Origin of the sequence: Sphingobium indicum B90A, assembly GCF_000264945.2 — a bacterium.
Classification (GTDB): Bacteria; Pseudomonadota; Alphaproteobacteria; order Sphingomonadales; family Sphingomonadaceae; genus Sphingobium; species Sphingobium indicum.
In genome coordinates, this window is the sequence record NZ_CP013070.1 from 2881918 (window position 1) to 2896948 (window position 15031).

Sequence of the window (15031 nt, forward strand, 5' to 3'; positions counted from 1 at the left end):
AGGACCGAACAAGGCACCCCGCCTTCGTACCGATCATGCGAGGACAAGGCGGAGCGGCGTGACCGGCTTTCTAGGTAGAGGCGTGTTCCACCTGAACTAGCCGGTAGCGGCCATCAGGTCCGCGCTTGCTGCGGATGCCGAACTTGTGTGGGAGATCGCCCGAGATCGCCGTCGAGCAAGTCACTCGCGACCAGCCGAAACGCTCCTGCATCTCGTCAAACGTGATCCCTTCGGGGTGGCGGAGCAGTTCGACGAGAGCCGAGAGCTTTGTGCCGGGGCGAGGCATCCGCTGCGGAACGGGTGCGAACGGCTGTTCCACTGGCACCTTCGGCCCGAGCGCCTCCAAAGCACGTTGTCGGATTTGATCGGGACAGACGCCAGCAATCTCCGCCCAATGTCTTCGCGACTGCGCCCAAGGGCCGTGATCGGCCGTCAGGAAGCGCGCCGCTTCATGCCGATCCTTCTCGCTCTCCGCTCGCCGTGCTCCGCGAACGATGCCAGCGCCAGCGTCGGCCCATGCTTGGTAGATGACACCGGCTGCGAGCGAGCCGAGATCACCAAGCATGTGTCGGAACGACGCCCCGGATCAGGCGGTTGGCTTGCATCTGCTGCTCCGGCGTCGGCTCATTCCGCCAGATCAGGGTGACGCTGCCGCCGGGGAATGATTCCGTCACCCGCAACACTGGCAGCGCATGGGCGAGCAACGTGCTCGTCGCGGCATCCCAGTTGGTCGTCACATGGTCGAGGCGGTCGCTTTCGAGTGCGGCCATGATCGTTCTCCGATTGAGGAACGGGGCGGCGACACAAGGAGAAAGGTCGCTGCCCCGGCCCGTCCGCGCGTTCGGGCGAAGATCACGATAAGGATGGCTGCGATCAGGTGTGCCGGTGATTGAGGAAGTGCCTAGTTCCGCTTAGCGTTGCCCAATGCGGCGACGAGGCAACGTGGTTCGGGGACAATTCGGCGGGCGCAAGCCGCGCTGGACGAGTGCGAACGCCTATCCGCCTGAACTGCCTAGGAAGCGACGGCGCGGCGGGTGGCTGGCGTTTGTTCCGCTGTGGGGCGGGGCTGCGCTACTCGGCACCGCCTATGGCGCGGGCTGGCTCGATGGGATCGGGAAGCCGGTACAGGTGCAGGCCGCGGCGAGCTTTGGGACTGGCGAGCGCACCAGCTTCTCCTTCTGTCATGTCGGGGCCGGTTATAACTGCGTCGTGGACGGCGATACGATCTGGCTGAAAGGCGATAAGATCAGGATTGCCGACATAGATGCGCCAGAGACCCACGATTACCGCTGCGCGTCCGAAAAGGAGCTTGGCGATCGAGCAACGAGACGGCTTGAGGAGCTGCTTGAGAGCGGGTCGATCACGTTGCAGAGTATCGACCGGGACGAGGACACCTACGGGCGCAAGCTGCGGATCGTGCTCGTCAATGGGGAGAGCGTCGGGGACACGCTCGTAAGCGAAGGCCTTGCTCGCTGGTATGCGGGCGGGCGTCGACCTTGGTGTTGATTGGGGGGAACATGGTTCGTCGCGTTGCTGCTGTGATCGTCCTGACTGCGTTGGCATCGCCTGCCGCTGCCGCCGAGTATCTGACCGAAGTGACGAGTCAGGTTTACCAGACGCCGGGAACGCCGAAGGAGATCGCCACGCGGGCGCAGACGTGCATAGCGCAGAACCTTCGTTCCGGCACGGTCAACGCGCCCCAGATCGTGAGCAGCGACCTCGATAATGGGATAGTGGTCGCTCAGAATGCCCTGAGGTTCACTCAATTGAACGACTGGCAGATACGCAGCCGGTTTACCTTCGAGGCGCGCGACGGTCGGTTCCGCATAAGCCAAACCGGCCTCGAAATGTTCAACGACATGGGCGGCGGTTGGGGCGGCATCGGAAAGTGGTGGGGATCGCCGTGGAAGAAGGCCGAGGCGGCGTTCAAGGCGTCCGCTGATGCCGTTGCTGCCTGCGTGATAGCGGGTCCGAAGAAAGAGGATTGGTAAGCTACACCCGAGCCGGTGTCGGCCTTGATGCTAATAAGGACCCTTGACGGACGAATCGCCGGGATTCACAAGGAACCCCGGCGACCCCTCAACGTCTAAGAACGGTTCAGTTTACAGGCCGACCGTTCTTGTCCGTCTTGAAGGTCTCGACAATCGCCGTCTTCGGGCGGTTGATCGCGACCTTGACCGGAATGAACTGGCCGCTGCCAGCATCCCGTCCGCGCTTGTTGCTCATGGGATTTCTCCACGCCTCAAGCAGACGGATGGGCCGTCCGCCCAGGAGCACCGCGTGTGCCCCTCGCGACAGGCTCGGCGGATGCAGGGCTTGGACCCGGCTGTAGGATTCCGAACGCGGTCCCCGGAGTCGAGTCCTTTTTCGCTAACCGGCACAGAATCTTGGGGATGCGTGGCCGATCCGCTACCAGCATTTGTGCTCAACCGCGCATTCTCTCTTCCAAAGTATATATGGCTGAGATAAGAACAGTTGCGTATGAACAGGGAACGGGTGTGGAACGGCGGTACCTATCGTGTGACCCGCCATATCAATCGGCGTCCGGCGGTGAATTTGCATCATGCCACGCGCTACTGCGAGATGATCGGCCTGCCGCTCAACCGGCTCGTGACCGTCAATTTCAACCTTACCGGCTGCAACGATAACCAAGAGAGCCGAACCTTCAGGAAAATGCTGTGCGAGCGGTTCGCCCCTTGGCTCCGTAGAACGGCCCGCAATGTTCAAGGGGTCGTCCCAACCTATGTTTGGACGATGGAAGCCGGTGGAAGGCAGATTGCCGCCCACTGGCTCGTGCACGTCCCGAAGGATTGTGGCCGCAGCTTCGAGCGGAAAGTCGGTGATTGGCTGGCGTCGCTTACCGGCGGCGCTCCCGACGCTGGAGCGATCAAGGTTCAACCGATCCACAATCTGATTGGGCTGCGACGTTACGTTCTGAAAGGGGTCGACCCCGCTTGGGCGGCGCACCTCGGCGTTCGGCACGTCGATCAGGGAATTGTGATCGGGAAACGGTCAGGCTTTAGCCGGAACCTCGGCCCGTGCGCGCGCCAACGTGGGGGCTACAAACCGAAACGGGTGCCTCCAAAGCCGCAAGCTGGCGGATAGCGCCCGCTACGAAGCGACTAGATCGACGGTCAGGATGCCGTCTAGGCGGTCCACGAGCGATCCGACCGTCAGCAGGAAGTCGTCAGGCGTCATCAACCGTCCTGGCTGTGTCCAATGGCTGTCCGTGCCGCCCGGATTGGCTCGGCTCGTCGGCAGGTCCAGTTCGCCGTTGAGCAGCATGACGGCACGGCGGGCGACGCTACTTCGGGTGTCGGCAACGACCCGGCCCTCCCACCAAAGATGGAAGGGCCTACCGCGCGCGGGAGTGATCAGGGCCTTCATAGGATCGCCGCTATGATCGAGGCGACGATTACCAGCCAGCCTAGTCCTTCGACCCATCGCCGGACAAACATCCACAGAGGTCGCCTAGCGCCGGTCAGAGACGCGCGATGCGTCGGTTGGAGGGGTGAGCACAGGGGCGAAGCCGTCTCGCCGTTCTGCGGGTCTGTGAGCGGGATGATGGTCGCGGACATGCTGATCTCCGTTGCTGCCCGCATCATCGTCGCCATCGCCGGGAGCGATCAACCGGGGCGCTATTCCAGCGGTTGGCGCTGGCGGTTCACGCCGCCGAGCTTCTCCCAAGCATGGAAGCGGTGCGTGGCCGCGCCGTAACTGATCTTTAGGGCCTGCGAGACGGCGTACCGAGTCTTGCCCTGATCGTAGAGGCGGTAGCAGACCTCGACACCGCGAGGCGAAAGGTTGTCGCCGATCTTGTTCAACGGATTACCGGGATCGAGGTCGTCGCCCGGCTGTGATTCCGAAGGCCGGAGCTTTTTCTCGATGCGGTCCAAGTTCTCGCGTGCCGCCCCCAAAAGGGTGAGGACCAGATTGATGTCATTTGCCGTGAGAGTAGTCATGCCTTTGCACCTCCTTATGTGATAAGGGGCTATATATCTACATGACCCTATACAAGCAAGCGTCTTTTGCACTCCAACCCAATCAAGGTTGGGGTCGCGGCTGGCGAACCGCTTGAACGATCAGCCGATTTCCCCGGACTAATGCTGCGCTGCGTAGGCAGTGCGTAGGTGATCGCGCCAATTTACTTGCTTTGCGCCGCCGAGCTTGTGGCAGAAAGCGACCGGCACACGCCTGCCACGGGCGGTTTAGGTGATCCGCGCTTCGGTTGCGGCTGGCGCGGAGCCAGCGGAAGGAGTGGGACTCGGTATAGCAGCGGACTGCAACGGTCGGGACGGTCGACCGCCAGTTCCGCAAGACTTCGCGCAAAAGATAATTGGATGGATGGACGATACATCCAACCATCTATTGATAGCGATTAGTGTTGAGATCGACCAAGCTACCGTTGCAACCGCCCGCTACCGTGGCACCGGCTAGAGTGGTTTCCCGGCGTCGATCCAATCGTGCATCGCGCGCAGAATCAGGTTCGTTGGATATTCCTTGATGTCATCCTCGTCCGCGCCGGTCGCCAACTCGCGCTCCCAGTACCATTCCTGAAAAGCGGCATACTCGCCAAGAATCTTCGCGGCCCCGATAGCCTCTGCTCCCGCTCGATCAACGAGCCAGTCGCGAACGCGGCGCACGGCTTTCTGGTGGTCCTCACCGTGAACTTGGATGTCCCAGCCTGAGATGTCGGAAAGCGCCTTCTGATAATCGTAGCGAGTGCGCTCAAGCACCAAGATCATCTTGGTTTCCATCTGCCCACCACCATAGCGGCGGCACGCATGGTCGATGCCAAGCTCGAACGGCATGTTCATCCGAGCGTATTCGTTCGCAGTAGTGGACTTGCAGCGGCTTAGGTCGTGGATTCCGAATTTGGACCCGCGAACAAGCTCAATGATCCGGTCAAGGCGGGCCGCGGGGCTCTGTTGCAAAGATTGGCGGCAGTCAGAGGTAGGCTGTCGCTCTGCGCCGATCAGGCGGCTGCTGCGAAATGGTGGTTGAGCATGCCCATGGCCTCCGTCAGCGCCGAGGGCCCAATGCCAAAAGCTCTCTCCACAAGGCGCACCTCGCCCCTGATGCCGGGCTGCAGGCACCAGGGGCGAGCCTGTCCTTTGCGCAGGGCTCGCATGACTTCGAATCCCTTGATCGTGGCATAGGCCGTGGGGATCGATTTGAAACCGCGCACCGGCTTGATCAGTATCTTGAGCTTTCCGTGATCGGCCTCGATCACGTTATTGAGATACTTCACCTGCCGGTGGGCCGTCTCCCGGTCCAGCTTTCCTTCGCGCTTCAATTCGGTGATCGCTGCACCATAGCTCGGCGCTTTGTCGGTATTGAGCGTGGCAGGCTTTTCCCAGTGCTTCAGGCCTCGCAGGGCCTTGCCCAGGAACCGCTTCGCTGCCTTGGCGCTGCGGGTCGGCGACAGGTAGAAATCGATCGTGTCGCCCCGCTTGTCGACTGCCCGGTACAGGTAGGTCCACTTGCCCCGCACCTTGACGTAGGTTTCATCCAGGCGCCAGCTCGGATCAAAGCCACGCCGCCAGAACCAGCGCAGCCGCTTCTCCATCTCCGGGGCGTAGCACTGGACCCAGCGATAGATCGTCGTATGGTCGACCGAAATGCCGCGTTCCGCCAGCATTTCCTCAAGGTCGCGATAGCTGATCGGATAGCGACAATACCAGCGCACCGCCCACAGGATCACATCACCCTGGAAATGGCGCCACTTGAAATCCGTCATCGTTCCGTCCGTCCAATCTCCGCCAAGCATGCTCAAGCTTCACGATTTTTGCAACAGAGCCTGCCCGCGCGCTGGACGATCGACGGGCGGGAAAGGGTGGCGGCCGGCGCCTTCCGCAGCGACAGCAGCGAAGCGGTCCACCGCGCCGCGCTCAGCGGCCTCGGCATCGCCCTGCTCCCCGCCGTGCGGGTGCGGGACGATATAGCGGCGGGGCGATTGGCGCCGGTCCTGCCCGACAGCCATATCGCCCCGCTCGACATAGCGGCCGTCCACCCCTCCCACAAAAGCCTGGCCCCCAAGGCGCGGGTGGTGCTGGATTTTCTGAAAGCCAAGTTTCCGGGCGAACCGATTTCGTACCCGCCCCAAATGTAGCGTGCTCCTGCGCAGGAACACGGAAAACGGTAAAAGGCCGAAGCCCTTACCGCTCCACCCCCTTGGCCTTCCCCCAGGCCCGCGCCGCCGTATAGCCCAGATAGCCAGTGCCGAAGAGCGCATAGAGCGGCTCCGGCAGGGCGTTGAAATAGGCATGCATCGCCCGGATGATCCCCGCCGCCACGTCGGGCCGCACCCCGCCGATCAGCCCCAGCGGCACCGACCACAGCAGCAACCCGTACATGACATAGAGAAAGGCCGGCCGCGCCCGCAGCGTCCACCGATCCCCCGCGATTCGCCTGCGTGAAGAGGTCATGCTCCCTCTTCTAACCAATGCGGTTGGCGAGCCAGCCGTAAAGAAAGGCCTCGTTGGCGGGCCTGCTCTCGGCCAGCGCCAGATAGCGCTCGCCCTGGAGCGCTTCGAGCGCCTTGAGCAGCACCTTCTCGCCCGCCCGCCCGCGAACGGCCAGAAAGGCACCCAGCGCGGCGATCGTCTTCGCGCCCACGGCCTGGTCCACCTTCAGGTCGGGATAGTCCCGCCCGTTGCGGTTGAGCGCGTTCAACGCCCGTTGCAGGAAGCCGCCGGCAGTGCCCGGCCCCATGTTCACCGCCGTGTCGAACAGCTCCTCCGCCACGGCCGGCGCCAGTTCGGCGACGAAGGCGAAGCCCGGCCTTTCCCAATAGAGCCTGCGATAGATCGCCTCGGCGACCGTCCGGGGCATCGCCCGCATGTCGCCGCCATAGCCGTTCGCCCGCGCCACGGCCTGGGTGATGCCGAAATGAGTGGGTCCGCCGCGATCCGCCGGATGGTTGCTGTAACCACCCTCCCGCGCGATGACCTCGTCGATCAGAGCCGCAATATCCATGAAACGCCCTCCTGTTGCGGAAAGACAGATCATTTATCCCATTTGGTTATCTGTAGGACAGCCGAAAAGCGGCGACGCAGGCGAAATGAAGACAATGGGAAAAGGCCGGCAGGCCGGAAAGGCCCTGCCGGAAATTTGGTCGGGACGAGAGGATTCGAACCTCCGACCCCCACACCCCCAGTGTGATGCGCTACCAGGCTGCGCTACGTCCCGACCGGAGCGGCGCAATTAGAAGCAGTTTGGGGAATATGCAAGCCATTCGATGCAGGCTTTTTGCGCATTCGTCCCAAAGCCTAATCATGTTGCCTCTGCCGTGCGATCTGTGTTAGCCGCGCGCCTTTGATCGGTGGGCGTTTATCCGGCGCCCGCGACTGGACAAGACAATAAGGCGAAAGTCCCAACCATGTTCATATCTCCAGCCTTTGCCCAGACCGCGGGCGGGGAATCCTCCGGCGCCTCCATGCTGGTTCAGATGGCCCCGCTGGTCCTCATCTTCGTCGTCTTCTATTTCCTGCTGATCCGTCCGCAGCAGAAGAAGATGAAGGAGCATAAGGCCAAGATCGACGCCGTGAAGAAGGGCGACCAGGTCGTGACCGGCGGCGGTCTGGTCGGCAAGGTGGTCCGCGTCGATGAATTCTACGCCGATGTCGAACTGGCGCCGGGCATGAAGGTGAAGGCGGTGAAGTCCACCCTGACCGACGTGATCGACCCCGCCACCGCCAAACCCGCGAACGACTGAGCCGCACGCATGCTGAACTTCCCTCGCTGGGCTGTCGTCGCGATCCTGCTGCCGCTGCTGATCGGCATAGCCTGCGCCGTGCCGAGCTTCCTGCCGGATTCGGTGGTCGGGCAACTGCCCAAATTCATGCAGACCCGCGTGAACCTGGGCCTCGACCTGTCGGGCGGCAGCCACCTGCTGCTCGAAGCCTCGACCCAGGACGTGGCGAAGCAGCGCATCGCCAATATGGAGGAGCAGGTCCGCACGGAACTGCGCCGGGGCGACACCAAGATCGCGATCGGCGACATTTCTAGCCGCGACGGGAAATTGAGCTTCATGGTGCGCAACCCGTCGCAGGTCGACGCCGCCGTGGAGCGCATCCGGCCGCTGACCCAGGGTGCGGGCCTCACCGGCCAGCGCGATTTCAATGTGGAGGTGGTGAACAGTTCCACCATCGTCATCACGCCGACCAAGGCGGGCATCGACAACGCCGTCAAGAGCACGATGGAAGTCGCGACGGAGGTGATCCGCAAGCGCATCGACGAAATGGGCACGCGCGAACCCACCATCCAGCAGCAGGGCGACAACCGCATCGTCGTGCAGGTGCCCGGCCTTCAGGATCCCAAGGCGCTCAAGGATCTGCTCGGCCAGACCGCGAAGCTGGAATTCAAGCTGGTCGACGTCAACGCCAACCCCGCCGAAGTCGCGCAGGGCCGCGCGCCGGTCGGCAGCGAAGTTCTGCCCTACCCGACCAACCCCGCCGGACCGCCGGTGATCGCCGTCTACCGGCAGGTCATGGTGTCGGGCGAAGACCTGACAGACGCGCAGCAGGGCTATGACCAGACCGGCAACCAGCCGATCGTCAACATCCGCTTCAACGGCGCGGGCGGGCGCAAATTCGGCCAGGTGACGTCGCAGAACGTCAACCGCCCCTTCGCCATCATCCTGGACGGCCAGGTGCTGTCCGCCCCCAACATCAACGAACCGATCCTGGGCGGCAGCGCGCAGATCAGCGGCAGCTTCACCGTCGAAAGCGCCAACCAGCTTGCGATCGCGCTGCGCTCGGGCAAGCTGCCTGTGAACTTCGTTGTGGTGGAGGAACGCACGGTCGGGCCGCAGCTTGGCGCCGATTCGATCCGCGCCGGCCTGATGGCCTCGGTCATCGCCGTCGCCGCCGTCGCCGCGTTCATGTTCGTCAGCTACGGCCGCTTCGGCATGTACGCCAACCTCGCCGTCGCCATCAACGTGCTGGTGATCCTGGGCGTGATGGGCATATTGGGCGCGACGCTGACGCTGCCGGGCATTGCCGGCTTCGTGCTGACCATCGGCACGGCGGTCGACGCCAACGTGCTGATCTACGAACGCATCCGCGAGGAGCGGCGGCGCGGCCGCGGGGTCGTGCAGGCCATCGAACATGGCTATAAGGAAGCCAGCCGCACCATCTTCGAGGCAAATGTGACCCACGCCATCGCCGGCGGCATCATGCTTGCTCTGGGATCGGGTCCGGTCAAGGGCTTCGCGATCGTGCTGCTCATCGGCATCGCGACCAGCGTGTTCACCGCCGTCACTTTCACGCGCCTGCTGGTGTCGCGTTGGGTCCGCGCCAAGCGCCCGACCGAAATCCACATCTGACGGGCGGAGAGAAACATGAAACTGCTTAAGCTCGTCCCGGACAACACCAATATCGGCTTCGTCAAGCTGCGCCACTGGGCCTTTGCCCTGACGGCGCTGCTGACGGTGCTGGCGGTCGGCGCGACCTTCTACAAGGGGCTGAACCTGGGCGTCGACTTCGTCGGCGGCCTGATGATAGAGGCGAAGTTCGAAACCCCGCCCCAGACCGACAGGGTGCGCAGCGTGATCGACCGGCTGGGCGTGGGCGACGGCTCGCTCCAGCAGTTCGGCGATCCGAAAACGGTGCAGATCCGCCTGCCTCTGCCGGAACAGGGCGGCGCGGGCGCGGCCAACGCCATCGTCGAAAAGGCGCGCAAGGCGATGACGGCCGAATTCCCCGGCGTCACCTTCTCCCGCTACGACACGGTGTCGGGCAAGGTGTCGGGCGAACTGATCCAGAACGGCGTGCTGGCGGTGATGCTGGCGGTGATCGGCATCGCGATCTTCTCCTGGTTCCGCTATGAATGGCAGTTCGGCGTCTCGACCTTCGTCGCGATCATGCACGACGTGCTGATGACGCTGGGCTTCTTCGCCGTCACCCAGCTCGAATTCGACCTCAACATCGTCGCCGCCGTGCTGACCATCGTGGGCTATTCGATCAACGACAAGATGGTGATCGACGACCGCATCCGCGAAAATATGCGCAAATATCGCAAGATGGACATGAAGGCGCTGATCGACCTGTCGGTCAACGAAACGCTGCCGCGCACGGTCATGACCTCCGTCACCGTGCTGCTGGCGCTGGGCGCGCTGCTGCTGCTGGGCGGCCATGTGCTGCGCGGCTTCACGGCCGCCATGATGCTGGGCATCATCGTCGGCACCTATTCGTCGGTCTATGTCTCCTCCTCGCTGCTGATCAGCCTGGGCCTGTCCCCCGCCACGGCGGAGAAGAAGGCGAGCAAGGCCAATATCGCCGCCCAGGCCGAGCGCATGGGCCCGCGCGACGACGGGGCGCGGCCCTGAACGGCAACCGCTCCGGCATCGAACTGCGCCGCGATGACGCGGGGCAGGGGCCGATCGTCACCGGCTTTTCAGGCCGCGGCTTCCGGGTCAGGGACGATGTCTTTCCCGATGGCCTGCTGCTCTCGCCGGTGCGGGCGCTCGCCTGGCCGGACGCGCCGGCCATCGACGCGCTGACGGTGGCGCATCTGGGCGACCTGTTCGACCTTGAAATCCAGCCCGAATTCCTGCTGGTCGGCACCGGCGCGGGCCTGCGACAGCCGCCCCGCGCCTTCGTGCGCGAACTGGAAGGACGCGGCATCGGCGTGGAGGCGATGGACAGCCGCGCCGCCGCCCGCGCCTGGGGCGTGCTGCGCGCCGAGGATCGGTGGATCGTCGCGGCGCTCATGCCACTTGTCTGAAGGGGCGTCCGCCCCGCCTTGCGCTTTCCTCTTCCTTTGCCTACTCTTGTCGCCAAGTTCCGGCGCTTTTCGGCGCTGGCGAAGAAGAAAAGAGATACGGCCATGGTGCAGCACAGCCGCCCATCGCCGCAGAGTTCCGGCCCGGCCGGCGGAATTTCGGGCAAGGGGGTCCGTTCCGGTCAGGGCAATGGGAGCAAGGCTGCGGCCCTCACCCTGCCTCATCCGCTACGCGGGCGCCGCTCCTACGCGGCCATCGACCTTGGCACCAACAATTGCCGCCTGCTGATCGCCAAGCCCTCGGCGGACGGCTTCGTCGTCATCGACGCCTTTTCGCGAATCGTGCGGTTGGGGGAGGGGCTTGCCGCCTCCGGCCGGATCAGCGACGCCGCCATAGAAAGGGCGATTTCCGCCCTGTCCGTCTGCGCCGACAAGCTGCGCCGCCGGCACGTCACCCTGGCCCGCTCGGTCGCGACGGAGGCGTGCCGCCGCGCCTCCAACGGGGCCGAATTCATCCAGCGCGTCTATCGCGAAACCGGCATCGCCCTCGACATCATCAGCGCGCAGGAGGAGGCGCGGCTGGCGGTGCTGGGCTGCCACGCGCTGCTGGAGCCGGGCGACGGCCCCGCGCTCATCTTCGACATTGGCGGCGGATCGACCGAACTGGTGCTGGTGAACGCCAACAGCGCCGGCGCGCCGCACATCGTCGATTGGGTGAGCGCGCCCTGGGGCGTGGTCTCCCTGACGGAAAGCGAACCCTTCGACCATGCCGACCCCCTGGACCGGCTGGCGGCCTATGCCCGGATGCGCGCCCGCGTGGCGGATGCCTTCGCGCCGCTGGCCCGCCGCCTGCCGTCCCCGCAGGCCGATATCCGCCTGCTCGGCACGTCGGGCACGGTGACGACGCTCGCCAGCCTGCATCTCGACCTGCCGCGCTACGACCGGCAGGCGATCGACGGGCTGATCGTGCCGTCGACGTCGATGCGGGCGATTTCTGCGCGGCTGTCCTCCATGCCCCTGGCGGAGCGGCAGAAGCTGCCCTGCATCGGCACGGAGCGGGCCGACCTGGTCGTGGCGGGCTGCGCCATATTGGAATCCATCCTCGACATCTGGCCCGCCCAGCGCCTGGGCGTGGCTGATCGCGGCATTCGCGAGGGGGCTCTGTTGCAAAAATCGTGAAGCTTGAGCATGCTTGGCGGAGATTGGACGGACGGAACGATGACGGATTTCAAGTGGCGCCATTTCCAGGGTGATGTGATCCTGTGGGCGGTGCGCTGGTATTGTCGCTATCCGATCAGCTATCGCGACCTTGAGGAAATGCTGGCGGAACGCGGCATTTCGGTCGACCATACGACGATCTATCGCTGGGTCCAGTGCTACGCCCCGGAGATGGAGAAGCGGCTGCGCTGGTTCTGGCGGCGTGGCTTTGATCCGAGCTGGCGCCTGGATGAAACCTACGTCAAGGTGCGGGGCAAGTGGACCTACCTGTACCGGGCAGTCGACAAGCGGGGCGACACGATCGATTTCTACCTGTCGCCGACCCGCAGCGCCAAGGCAGCGAAGCGGTTCCTGGGCAAGGCCCTGCGAGGCCTGAAGCACTGGGAAAAGCCTGCCACGCTCAATACCGACAAAGCGCCGAGCTATGGTGCAGCGATCACCGAATTGAAGCGCGAAGGAAAGCTGGACCGGGAGACGGCCCACCGGCAGGTGAAGTATCTCAATAACGTGATCGAGGCCGATCACGGAAAGCTCAAGATACTGATCAAGCCGGTGCGCGGTTTCAAATCGATCCCCACGGCCTATGCCACGATCAAGGGATTCGAAGTCATGCGAGCCCTGCGCAAAGGACAGGCTCGCCCCTGGTGCCTGCAGCCCGGCATCAGGGGCGAGGTGCGCCTTGTGGAGAGAGCTTTTGGCATTGGGCCCTCGGCGCTGACGGAGGCCATGGGCATGCTCAACCACCATTTCGCAGCAGCCGCCTGATCGGCGCAGAGCGACAGCCTACCTCTGACTGCCGCCAATCTTTGCAACAGAGCCCGCCTGGGTGACCCGGCGGTTGAGCTGGTGCACGGCGCCGTCGACATCGACGAGGCCGGGCACGCGGGGGAAGCCCGCATCGGCGATGATCTTCATCGCCGCCGGGCTCGGCGCGACGTTCAGATGCTGCATCACCGCCGGCCGCGCACTGACCCGTCCCGACGTGTCGGTGAGCAACGCCCGGCAATCCTCGTAGCGGGTCAGCACATAGGCGTTCAGCCCCTCATGAAAGAAGACCGGGCGATCACGACGCGCGTCTGCGAAGAAAGCATGCGGCATGCCTTCGAAGGGATCGAAGTCATGCGCGACCGGGCAGCGCCGCTCGGGCCTCTGTTCGCCGGATGTCGTCTCGCTCGTCATGGTCACCTCTCCAGGTTGATGCTTCATCATGGACTGGCCGAGCCTTCGCTCGACCAGGTGGATGATCTCTCTTGTCGTGAGCTCGTCGGACGGTTCGTGCCGGCCGGTCTTGCGTCTCACCGCATGCCGGCATTAAGGCGAAGCGGGCCGGTTCTGTCGAAATGCGATTTTGCGAACACGTTCGTGTTCCTGCGAGCGGCGTGAAAGCGGGACTGGCTTCTACCAGGCTAACATGTTCAAAGCATGGGCGAATTTCGCGTCGCCATACGGCCGGTTGCGCGGGCTGGCTGGCCACACGCTCCCCGCGCGCGCATTGCGCAGCCCTCACGGACATGGTCCATGACGCTCGCCCGTCCCGATCCGGGTCGGCCTTCTCAACGACCGCCCATAAGGGAGCATCGCCGTGCCCGATCTTCAGGCCAACAAGGATGTCGTTCGTCGCTATTACGAGATGGCGTTCGCCGGCGATCCCGAGCGCGCGGCCGAGACCTATGCCGGCACCCGCTACGTCCAGCACAATCCGCGGGTCGCCGACGACAGGCCGGGCTTCGTCGCCTTCGTGCGCGGCCTGCTCGCGCAGTTCCCGGGCCTGAGTGTCGATATCAAGCGGATGATCGCCGAGGAGGATCTGGTCGTCGTCCACGCCCATGTGCTCAAGGGCACGGCCGATCCCGGCGTGGCGGTGATCGAGATCTTCCGCGTCGAGGACGGCAAGGTGGTCGAGCATTGGGACGTGTCCGAGCCGGTCGCCGCGACCTCGCTCAACGCCAACGGAATGTTCTGACCATGAAGACTCGCGCGGCCGTCGCCTTCGAGGCGAAGAAGCCTCTGGAAATCGTCGAGCTCGATCTGGAAGGGCCGAAGGCAGGCGAGGTGCTGGTCGAGATCATGGCGACCGGCATCTGCCACACCGACGCCTATACGCTCGACGGCTTCGACAGCGAGGGGATCTTCCCGAGCGTGCTGGGTCACGAAGGCGCCGGCATCGTGCGCGAGGTGGGGGCGGGCGTGACCAGCGTGAAGCCCGGCGATCACGTCATCCCGCTCTACACGCCGGAATGCCGCCAGTGTAAGTCGTGCCTCTCGGGCAAGACCAACCTGTGCACCGCGATCCGCGCGACGCAGGGCAAGGGCCTGATGCCCGACGGCACCAGCCGCTTCAGCTACAAGGGCATGTCCGTCTTCCATTATATGGGCTGCTCGACCTTCTCGAACTTCACCGTCCTGCCCGAGATCGCGGTGGCCAAGATCCGCGAGGACGCGCCGTTCCAGACCAGCTGCTACATCGGCTGCGGTGTGACGACGGGCGTCGGCGCGGTGGTGAACACGGCGAAGGTGCAGGTCGGCGACAATGTCGTGGTGTTCGGCCTAGGCGGCATCGGCTTGAACGTGCTGCAGGGCGCGCGCCTCGCCGGGGCGAGCCGGATCATCGGCGTCGACATCAATCCCGATCGCGAGGCATGGGGCCGCCGGTTCGGCATGACCGACTTCCTCAACTCGAAGGGCATGAGCCGCGAGGAGACCGTTGCCAAGGTGGTGGAGCTTACCGACGGCGGCGCGGATTATACCTTCGACTGCACCGGTAACACCGAGGTGATGCGCACAGCCTTGGAGGCCTGCCATCGCGGCTGGGGCACCTCGATCATCATCGGCGTGGCGGAAGCCGGCAAGGAGATCGCAACGCGGCCCTTCCAGCTCGTCACCGGGCGCAACTGGCGCGGCACCGCCTTCGGCGGCGCCAAGGGCCGCACCGACGTGCCTAGGATCGTCGACTGGTATATGAACGGCAAGATCCAGATCGACCCGATGATCACCCACATATTGTCACTGGACGAGATCAACAAAGGCTTCGATCTGATGCACGAGGGGACAAGCATCCGCTCGGTCGTCGTCTATTGAGAGGGAAGAA

General features: G+C 64.1%; 22 protein-coding genes and 1 tRNA gene. 12 read left to right on the plus strand and 11 right to left on the minus strand.

Going from position 1 to position 15031, the window contains the following annotated elements:
• Positions 1-70 precede the first annotated feature (70 nt).
• Complete coding sequence (locus tag SIDU_RS14025) at positions 71-565, minus strand: DUF3489 domain-containing protein (protein WP_007686636.1); 495 nt, start codon at positions 563-565, stop codon at positions 71-73.
• The gene (locus SIDU_RS14030; RefSeq protein ID WP_007686638.1) at positions 555-770 is read right to left on the minus strand and encodes a hypothetical protein; all 216 of its coding nucleotides are present in this window, start codon (positions 768-770) and stop codon (positions 555-557) included. Before SIDU_RS14030 ends, SIDU_RS14025 begins: the two co-directional genes overlap by 11 nt.
• 154 nt (positions 771-924) lie before the next feature.
• Here SIDU_RS14030 and SIDU_RS14035 point away from each other — a divergent pair, with 154 nt between their 5' ends.
• Positions 925-1506 carry a thermonuclease family protein gene (locus SIDU_RS14035; protein ID WP_084191201.1) on the plus strand — a complete coding sequence of 194 codons (582 nt, stop codon included), beginning with the start codon at positions 925-927 and terminating at the stop codon, positions 1504-1506.
• 11 nt (positions 1507-1517) lie between these two features.
• Complete coding sequence (locus tag SIDU_RS14040) at positions 1518-1991, plus strand: hypothetical protein (protein WP_007686642.1); 474 nt, start codon at positions 1518-1520, stop codon at positions 1989-1991.
• A 106-nt stretch (positions 1992-2097) separates the two neighbouring features.
• On the opposite strand, the gene SIDU_RS20250 is transcribed toward SIDU_RS14040, so the two are convergent.
• Positions 2098-2226: a hypothetical protein gene (locus tag SIDU_RS20250; RefSeq protein ID WP_257787140.1), complete on the minus strand. Its 129-nt coding sequence runs from the start codon at positions 2224-2226 to the stop codon at positions 2098-2100.
• 255 nt (positions 2227-2481) lie between these two features.
• On the opposite strand from SIDU_RS20250, the gene SIDU_RS14045 reads away from it, so the two are divergent.
• Complete coding sequence (locus SIDU_RS14045) at positions 2482-3105, plus strand: hypothetical protein (protein WP_007686644.1); 624 nt, start codon at positions 2482-2484, stop codon at positions 3103-3105.
• A gap of 6 nt (positions 3106-3111) precedes the next feature.
• Here the strand turns inward: SIDU_RS14045 and SIDU_RS19680 are convergent, their stop codons facing one another.
• From SIDU_RS19680 to SIDU_RS14070, 4 genes are all read right to left on the minus strand, one after another.
• Positions 3112-3285: a hypothetical protein gene (locus SIDU_RS19680; protein ID WP_158514632.1), complete on the minus strand. Its 174-nt coding sequence runs from the start codon at positions 3283-3285 to the stop codon at positions 3112-3114.
• Between the two features lie 353 nt (positions 3286-3638).
• Complete coding sequence (locus SIDU_RS14055) at positions 3639-3962, minus strand: hypothetical protein (protein WP_007686647.1); 324 nt, start codon at positions 3960-3962, stop codon at positions 3639-3641.
• Between the two features lie 471 nt (positions 3963-4433).
• Complete coding sequence (locus SIDU_RS19910) at positions 4434-4817, minus strand: hypothetical protein (protein ID WP_202969600.1); 384 nt, start codon at positions 4815-4817, stop codon at positions 4434-4436.
• Positions 4818-4975: 158 nt separating this feature from the next.
• A complete protein-coding gene (locus SIDU_RS14070; protein ID WP_001389365.1) occupies positions 4976-5740 on the minus strand; it encodes an IS6-like element IS6100 family transposase in 765 nt (254 codons plus the stop codon).
• Positions 5741-5788: 48 nt separating this feature from the next.
• Between SIDU_RS14070 and SIDU_RS14075 the strand changes: the two genes are divergently transcribed.
• Positions 5789-6112, plus strand: a complete 324-nt coding sequence (locus tag SIDU_RS14075; RefSeq protein WP_007681882.1) for a LysR substrate-binding domain-containing protein — start codon at positions 5789-5791, stop codon at positions 6110-6112.
• 46 nt (positions 6113-6158) lie between these two features.
• Here the strand turns inward: SIDU_RS14075 and SIDU_RS14080 are convergent, their stop codons facing one another.
• The 3 genes from SIDU_RS14080 to SIDU_RS14090 all read right to left on the minus strand — a co-directional run bounded on the left by SIDU_RS14080 (position 6159) and on the right by SIDU_RS14090 (position 7191).
• Positions 6159-6428, minus strand: a complete 270-nt coding sequence (locus SIDU_RS14080) for a 3TM-type holin (RefSeq protein WP_007681881.1) — start codon at positions 6426-6428, stop codon at positions 6159-6161.
• 10 nt (positions 6429-6438) lie between these two features.
• Positions 6439-6978: a glycoside hydrolase family 108 protein gene (locus SIDU_RS14085; RefSeq protein WP_007681880.1), complete on the minus strand. Its 540-nt coding sequence runs from the start codon at positions 6976-6978 to the stop codon at positions 6439-6441.
• Positions 6979-7114: 136 nt separating this feature from the next.
• Positions 7115-7191 (minus strand) — tRNA-Pro (locus SIDU_RS14090).
• A 190-nt stretch (positions 7192-7381) separates the two neighbouring features.
• On the opposite strand from SIDU_RS14090, the gene yajC reads away from it, so the two are divergent.
• From yajC to SIDU_RS14120, 6 genes are all read left to right on the plus strand, one after another.
• The gene (yajC, locus tag SIDU_RS14095) at positions 7382-7717 is read left to right on the plus strand and encodes a preprotein translocase subunit YajC (RefSeq protein WP_007681879.1); all 336 of its coding nucleotides are present in this window, start codon (positions 7382-7384) and stop codon (positions 7715-7717) included.
• Positions 7718-7726: 9 nt separating this feature from the next.
• Positions 7727-9328 carry a protein translocase subunit SecD gene (secD, locus tag SIDU_RS14100; RefSeq protein ID WP_007681878.1) on the plus strand — a complete coding sequence of 534 codons (1602 nt, stop codon included), beginning with the start codon at positions 7727-7729 and terminating at the stop codon, positions 9326-9328.
• Positions 9329-9343: 15 nt separating this feature from the next.
• Positions 9344-10330 carry a protein translocase subunit SecF gene (secF, locus tag SIDU_RS14105; protein ID WP_025771335.1) on the plus strand — a complete coding sequence of 329 codons (987 nt, stop codon included), beginning with the start codon at positions 9344-9346 and terminating at the stop codon, positions 10328-10330.
• Between the two features lie 53 nt (positions 10331-10383).
• Positions 10384-10728: an MTH938/NDUFAF3 family protein gene (locus SIDU_RS14110; protein ID WP_073507200.1), complete on the plus strand. Its 345-nt coding sequence runs from the start codon at positions 10384-10386 to the stop codon at positions 10726-10728.
• Positions 10729-10830: 102 nt separating this feature from the next.
• A complete protein-coding gene (locus SIDU_RS14115; RefSeq protein ID WP_007681860.1) occupies positions 10831-11904 on the plus strand; it encodes a Ppx/GppA phosphatase family protein in 1074 nt (357 codons plus the stop codon).
• Between the two features lie 39 nt (positions 11905-11943).
• Positions 11944-12708 (plus strand): IS6-like element IS6100 family transposase, encoded by a 765-nt coding sequence (locus SIDU_RS14120; protein WP_001389365.1) that lies wholly within the window; start codon positions 11944-11946, stop codon positions 12706-12708.
• An 18-nt stretch (positions 12709-12726) separates the two neighbouring features.
• On the opposite strand, the gene SIDU_RS19685 is transcribed toward SIDU_RS14120, so the two are convergent.
• The gene (locus tag SIDU_RS19685) at positions 12727-13242 is read right to left on the minus strand and encodes a cytochrome P450 family protein (RefSeq protein ID WP_158514633.1); all 516 of its coding nucleotides are present in this window, start codon (positions 13240-13242) and stop codon (positions 12727-12729) included.
• A 283-nt stretch (positions 13243-13525) separates the two neighbouring features.
• Here SIDU_RS19685 and SIDU_RS14130 point away from each other — a divergent pair, with 283 nt between their 5' ends.
• Together SIDU_RS14130 and SIDU_RS14135 are read left to right on the plus strand one after the other, a co-directional pair.
• Positions 13526-13906, plus strand: coding sequence for a nuclear transport factor 2 family protein (locus tag SIDU_RS14130; RefSeq protein ID WP_007682338.1), 381 nt, complete (start codon positions 13526-13528; stop codon positions 13904-13906).
• A 2-nt stretch (positions 13907-13908) separates the two neighbouring features.
• Complete coding sequence (locus tag SIDU_RS14135) at positions 13909-15021, plus strand: S-(hydroxymethyl)glutathione dehydrogenase/class III alcohol dehydrogenase (protein ID WP_007682343.1); 1113 nt, start codon at positions 13909-13911, stop codon at positions 15019-15021.
• Positions 15022-15031: the final 10 nt, after the last annotated feature.